Source organism: Neorhizobium alkalisoli, assembly GCF_007829835.1.
Taxonomy (GTDB): domain Bacteria; phylum Pseudomonadota; class Alphaproteobacteria; order Rhizobiales; family Rhizobiaceae; genus Neorhizobium.
Map to the genome: position 1 here is coordinate 53,987 of NZ_VIWP01000020.1, position 6,721 is coordinate 60,707.

Sequence of the window (6,721 nt, forward strand, 5' to 3'; positions counted from 1 at the left end):
TCACTTCGCAGCGGGTCGGCATGGCAAACCGTTAACAGATTCACTCTGTCTTCTCGCTTTTTTCACGATTTGATAACCGGCGAACCACAACAAAGAAGGACGGAACGAAGAAAATTCCGAGCAGTGTTGCAGAAAGCATACCACCCAGCACCCCAATGCCGATGGCATTCTGTGCTGCGGAGCCCGCACCGGTTGCGATCGCGAGCGGCACGACGCCGAGAATGAAGGCGAGCGACGTCATGATGATCGGCCGCAGACGCAGCCGCGCTGCGGTGAGAGCCGCCTCGATCAGGCCCATGCCCGCCGCCTGTTTGTCCTTCGCGAACTCGACAATCAGGATGGCGTTCTTGGCCGCGAGACCGATCGTGGTCAGCAGGCCGACCTTGAAATAGACGTCGTTGGACTGGCCGAGGAAATGAGCCGCCGCCAGCGCGCCCAGCACCCCGATCGGCACCGCGAGGATGACCGAGAAGGGAATGGACCAGCTTTCATAGAGTGCTGCCAAGCACAGGAAGACGATCAGGACCGACAGGGCATAGAGCATCGGCGCCTGCGAACCGGACAGTCTTTCCTGATAGGAAATCCCCTGCCAGGCAACGGTGTAACCGCCGTCCATCTGGGAGACCAGCCGCTCGACTTCGTTCATCGCGTCACCGGAGCTGACGCCCGGTGCTGCCGAACCTTCCAGCGAATAGGCGGTGACGGCGTTGAAGGCGGAGAGCGACGGCAGGCCGTTCACCCATTTCGTATCCGTGAAGGTCGAGAACGGCACCATGTCATTGCTGGAATTGCGGGCATTCCAGTATTTCAGGTCCTCGGCCTGCATGCGGTAGGGCGCGTCGGCCTGTACATAGACATGCTTGATCTTGTTGTTGAGCGTGAAGTCGTTGACCCGGCTGCCGGCGAAAATGGTCGTCAGCATCGAGTTGGCATCGGCAATGCCGACACCCATGGCGCTCAGCTTTTCCTGGTCGAGGATCAGCTTGACCTGGCTTTCCGCATCCCGGTCGTTGGCACGCATCGCGGTGATCTTGCCGCTGGCATTGGCATCCGCCATCAGCTGCTTGGATGCGGCCGCAACCGCATCAGAACCATGGTTGCCGGTATCGACCAGATACATGGAGAAGCCGCTCGACGTGCCCATGCCCTGGATTGCAGGCGGCAGGAGCGGGAAGACCTGGGCTTCGCGGATCGTGAAGAAATAACCCATGGCCCGCTGCACGACCGAGGCGGCAGCAAGTTTCGTATCCGTGCGTTCGTCGAAGGGCTTGAGGCTGGCAAAGACGAGCGCGTTGTTCTGGCCCTGGCCGGTGAAGCTGAAACCGTTCACCGCAAAGACCGAATCGACGGCGTCCTTTTCCTTGTCGAGGTAATAATCCTCGACCTTCTTGATCACTTCGGCAGTCTGGGCCGAGGTTGCACCATTCGGCAGCTGGATGATGGTCATCAGCGCGCCCTGGTCTTCCTGCGGCAGGAAGGACGAGGGAAGGCGGGTGAAGAAGAAGGCGCAGCCGCCGATGACGATCAAAAACAGCAGCATGACGCGGACCGGCCGCTTCAGAAGATAACCGACGGTACCGACATAACCATGGGTCGTGCTGTCGAAACCGCGATTGAACCAGGCACCGAGGCCGCGACCCTTCTTCTCATGATTGATCGGCTTCAGGATCGTGGCGCAGAGCGCCGGCGTCAGAACGATCGCGACGAGCGCCGACAGAAGCATGGCCGAAACGATGGTGACGGAGAACTGACGGTAGATGATGCCCGTCGAGCCGCCGAAAAACGCCATCGGAATGAAGACCGCGGTCAGCACAAGGGCGATGCCGACGATCGGGCCGGTGATTTCGCCCATCGACTTTTCGGTCGCTTCGAGCGGGCTCAGATGCTCCTCGTCCATGATGCGTTCGACGTTTTCGACGACGACAATCGCGTCGTCGACGAGAAGGCCGATCGCCAGAACCATGGCGAACATGGTGAGCGTGTTGATCGAATATCCGGTCACCGCCAAAATGCCGAATGTGCCGAGCAGTACGACCGGCACAGCGATCATCGGAATGAGCGTGGCGCGCAGGTTTTGCAGGAAGATCAGAAGCACGACGAAGACGAGCACGATCGCTTCGATCAGCGTGTGAATGACCTTTTCGATCGAGAGCGAAACGAAAGGCGTCGTGTCATAGGGGTAGATGATCTTGACATTGGCCGGCAGGCTTGGGGCGATCTGGGCAAGCTTGCCCTTGACGACGGAAGCCGTATCGAGCGCGTTCGCACCCGTCGCAAGATTGACCGCGAAGCCGGAGGCCGGCTGGCGGTTCGAGCGCGACGAGGTGGAATAGTCTTCCTGGCCGATCTCGATGCGGGCAACGTCGCTCAGGCGCACATTGGCACCGCTCGTATTGACCTTGAGGATGATGCGTTCGAAATCCGAAACCGTGGTCAGCTGGCTCTGGGCCGTCATGGTGACGCTGAGCTGCTGTCCCTCGACCGAAGGCATGCCGCCGACCGAACCGACCGAAACCTGGGTATTCTGGGCTTCGATCGCCGACGTGACGTCGGCCGGTGTCAGCTGGAACTTCTTCAGCTTGAACGGATCGAGCCAGATGCGCATGGCAAAGGCCGAACCGAAGGAATTGATGCTGCCGACACCTTCCAGGCGCTTCACCTGGTCCTCGATCTGGGTCGAAAATATGTCGCCGAGATCAGCCGACGAGCGCTTGCCGTCCGTCGAGACGAGCGCGCCGACCAGCAGGATGCTCGATGTCGACTTCGTCACCTCGATGCCGAGATTCTGGACCACAGACGGCAGCTGCGAGGTCACAAGCTGCAGCTTGTTCTGTACCTGGACCTGGGCAATGTCGGGATCGACGCTGTTGTCGAAGGTGAGCGTGACCGAAACCTGACCGGTCGTCGAAGACGAGGTCATGTAGGTCAGCCCGTCGAGGCCGGTCATGCCGTCCTCGATGATCTGCGTCACCGTCTTTCGCACCGTATCGGCGCTGGCGCCGGTATAGCTGGCGCTGATGCGCACGGTCGGTGGTGCCACTTCCGGATATTGCGAAATCGACAGCGTGTTGATCGCCAGTGCGCCGCCGAGCATGATGACGATGGCGATGACCCAGGCGAAGATCGGTCGCCGGATGAAAAACTTGGCCATTTTTTATGTCCTGATCACGTTTGCAGGCTGAGCGTGGGTTTGCCGACGCATCACGATTTCGGCGCCTGGCCGTTCGCGGGCTGCGACTTGTCGATAATGAAACCCTTCGCATCGATCTCGGCCGGCATCGGGTTGACGGCGGCGTTGTCTGCAATCCACTGGAAACCGTCGACGATCAGCTTGTCGCCTTCTTCAACGCCGTCATTGACCAGCCAGTTGTTGCCGGAAAGCTTGCTGGCGCGGAAGGTGCGGGTCTCGACCTTGTTGTCGGCGCTGACGAATTTCGCCGTCAGCTCGCCATTGGCATTTCGGCCGGCGGCGCGCTGCGGAATGGCAAAACCGGTTTCCTTGCCGATGGTGATCGTGGCACGCACGAACATGCCCGGCAGGATGATATTGTCGGGATTGTCGAACAGGGTGCGGATGGAGATCGTGCCCGTCGTGGTGCTGACGGCCATTTCCGACATGTCGAGCTTGCCGACCTTGGGATATTCCGTACCGTCTTCCAGCGTCAGCTTGATATCGGTGACGTCGGCCGGCTGCTTGTGCTGGACATTGTTGGCGGCGATCGCGGCGCGCAGGCGCAGAAGATTGACGCTCGATTCGTTCAGCTGGATGTAGATCGGATCGATCTGGCGCAGCGTCATCAGCGAATCCGTCTGGCTCGCCGTCACGACATTGCCGATCGAGAAATTCGTCGCCGATGTGACGCCGTCGAAAGGCGCATGTATTTCCGTCAGGTCGACATTGATCTGCGCCGTCTGCACGGTGGCCTTGGCTTCCGAGACGGAAGCCTGTGCCTGAAGCAGGGTCGTGCGGGCGTTTTCATATTCCTGCTGCGTCGCGCCGCTATTGGCGAGGCGCTCGTAACGCTGCATGTTGGCCTCGGCCGCGGGAACGCTGACCTCAGCCTTGTCGAGAGCCGCCTGGGCTTCCGCGAGCGTGGCCTGATAGGTATCGTCCTCGATCTTATAGAGAAGATCGCCTTCCTTGACGAAGCTGCCTTCCTTGACGGGGATCTGCTTGATGACGCCGCCGACCCGCGGACGGATCTCGGCAGAGCGGAATGCGTCGGCCCGGCCTGACAGAACCGTCGTCAAAGGCTGTTCCGACTTTTTCATCAGGACAACGCTGACCGGCTGCGGCGGACGCTGGGCGCCCTGCGCCGCATTGCCTGCAGCCTGGTTTCCGGAATCGCTGCAGGAAGCAAGCGCGAGGGAAAATGCGAGGGGAAGGAGCAGTTTTCGTGCGGTCATGTTCGATCCGGTCATGTTTCGTCTGGCCATATTTGGTACGGTCATGGGGATAATCCAGAAACAGCGTTGGCTTTCACCGCACCGACGCATCTGCCAGACGGTAGCGGGAATAGTACCTGTAACAATGCTTATATGCCACTAGCGCGCCAGGCGCCCGGTCGGACACGCAGCGCGCTACCATCTTTCAGTCACGGCATCCTGCTTTCCGAGAACCGAAGCCGATTTTCGGAAAGCAGGATGCTGCCGTCCGGCGACAGGGGAATCGCCGGACGAGCCGAAGTGACGTAAGTCATGAACCGTCACTTTACAAGGGGACTCTGTAACGCGGCGTTCACGAGTGCGGCAAGCGAGGCGCAACGCTGGCGCAATTCGCTCTCGTCGGCATGCATGAGAAAGACGGGATGCAGGACGCTGGCAAAAGCTGCGCCGACCGTGCTGCTCATGCTCTCGAGATCGACGCTGCGATAGACGCCGGCGTCGATTCCGTGACGGATCAGATCCTTGAACATGGCCTCGATCAGGCTCTTGTAACGCAGGGCGCTTGGCAGGCTGGCATTGTTTGCCATCAGGACCAGCATTTCGAACAGGAAGGGATTTTCGCGGATATCGGCCAGATGCACTTCCATCAGCTGGCAGACGGCAACCGCCAGCCGCTCCGGTGCCGGGGCGTCGCTTCCATCCGCCTGGAAGCGGGCGATCATGCGGCTGACATGACGTTCGCAGATGGCGTCGGCAAGCACTGCCTTCGAATGGAAATGCTTGAACACATTGGCAGGCGACATGCCGAGGGCGGCGGCGAGGTCGGCGATCGAGAAACCGGCAATGCCATTGTCCCTCAGCATCGCCTCGGCCTTGGTCAGGATGTCTTCCCGCGTTTCGTCCGCCTTGCGTCTCGGTCTTCGCACGATATCCTCGCTGCGTTTCGCAGAATATACATCCTGCCTGTCGCCGCCTTCAGTCCCGTTACCCGGGAAAGATCGCCTGCAGGATGAAGGGCCGCCGGGCCGGCGGCCGGAGACTATTGCATTCAGGCCGCGTCGAAAAACGGCGCAAGATTGCGGCGGATGCGGGCGAGAACCGGTTCTTCACCGGTCGCGCCGACAAAATCCGTGCCGGTGATCATTTCGAAGGCGCGGCGATAGACGGCGGCCGTCTCCTCGATCAGCTCGGCCGGGATCGTCGGAATATCGTCCTTGTAGGGGTCGCAACGCTCGACCACCCAGCTGCGGATAAAATCCTTGTCAAAGCTCTTCGGCCGTCCGCCGGTGCGAAACGCTTCGTCATAGCTGTCGGCAATCCAGTAGCGGCTGCTGTCCGGCGTATGGATTTCGTCGGCCAGAATGATAGTGCCATCGGCATCCGTGCCGAATTCGTATTTCGTGTCGACGAGGATGAGCCCCTGTTTCGCCGCCATGTCCTGGCCGCGGGCAAACAGCGCAAGCGCATATTTCGACAGCGTCTCCCACTGTTCCTGTGTCAGCAGGCCCTGGCCGATAATATCGGCCGGCGACAGCGGCTCGTCATGGCCACCGTCAAAAGCCTTGCTGGTGGGGGTGATGACCGGCGTGGGCAGCTTTTCATTGTCGCGCAGGCCGTCGGGCAGCGTCAGGCCGTACATATTGCGCTCGCCCTTCTTATAGAGGGTAAGAAGCGAGGTCCCGGTCGTGCCGGCCAGATAACCGCGCACGACGATCTCGACCGGAAGGATGTCGAGGCGCTTGCCGATGACGACATTCGGGTCGGGATAGGCAAACACGTGGTTCGGGCAGATGTCTGCCGTTGCCTCGAACCAGTAGCGCGCCGTCTGGGTCAGCACACGGCCCTTGTCGGGGATGGAGGTCAGGATCCGGTCGAAGGCGCTAAGGCGGTCGCTGGAGATCAGGATGCGGCGTCCATCGGCAAGATCGTAATTCTCGCGTACCTTGCCGCGATAATAATGCGGCAGTTCGGGAATGAAGGCTTCTTCGAGAACGGGCACGGGAAGGGCGGTCACAGGCGCAGACTTTCAAAATGGCGGCCGTTATGGCGCAGGGTCACAATGGCCATTCTATCGCATGGTTTGCCTTTGGCGCACAAGAACGAGGGGCAGATCGGGCCGCGGCAGGGTCGATACATTATATATAGTGCTTGAGCGGGCATTTTGGCCCGCGAAATCGCTAAAACTCATAATTTCCTTTTTGTATCAATGGCTTGTCATTTTTCTGAAGAATCTCGAATTCCGCTGTTGACGCTTGGTAGGGTTGGATCTATAACCCGCCTCACTGACGAGGGCGGCGGCGCTGCTAGCGACGAAGCTTCTCGTTCTGGAGAAACT

4 protein-coding genes are annotated in these 6,721 nt (G+C 60.0%); all 4 read right to left on the minus strand.

Annotated elements, in window-relative coordinates:
- Nucleotides 1-40 precede the first annotated feature (40 nt).
- The 4 genes from FHW37_RS32440 to FHW37_RS32455 all read right to left on the minus strand — a co-directional run bounded on the left by FHW37_RS32440 (nt 41) and on the right by FHW37_RS32455 (nt 6,385).
- On the minus strand, nt 41-3,151 hold the full coding sequence (locus FHW37_RS32440) for an efflux RND transporter permease subunit (RefSeq protein ID WP_145643690.1): 3,111 nt from the start codon (nt 3,149-3,151) through the stop codon (nt 41-43).
- 50 nt (nt 3,152-3,201) lie between these two features.
- Nucleotides 3,202-4,407 (minus strand): efflux RND transporter periplasmic adaptor subunit, encoded by a 1,206-nt coding sequence (locus tag FHW37_RS32445; RefSeq protein WP_145643698.1) that lies wholly within the window; start codon nt 4,405-4,407, stop codon nt 3,202-3,204.
- A 299-nt stretch (nt 4,408-4,706) separates the two neighbouring features.
- The gene (locus FHW37_RS32450; RefSeq protein ID WP_145643691.1) at nt 4,707-5,312 is read right to left on the minus strand and encodes a TetR/AcrR family transcriptional regulator; all 606 of its coding nucleotides are present in this window, start codon (nt 5,310-5,312) and stop codon (nt 4,707-4,709) included.
- Between the two features lie 122 nt (nt 5,313-5,434).
- Complete coding sequence (locus FHW37_RS32455) at nt 5,435-6,385, minus strand: phosphoribosylaminoimidazolesuccinocarboxamide synthase (protein ID WP_145643699.1); 951 nt, start codon at nt 6,383-6,385, stop codon at nt 5,435-5,437.
- Between the last annotated feature and the right edge of the window lie 336 nt (nt 6,386-6,721).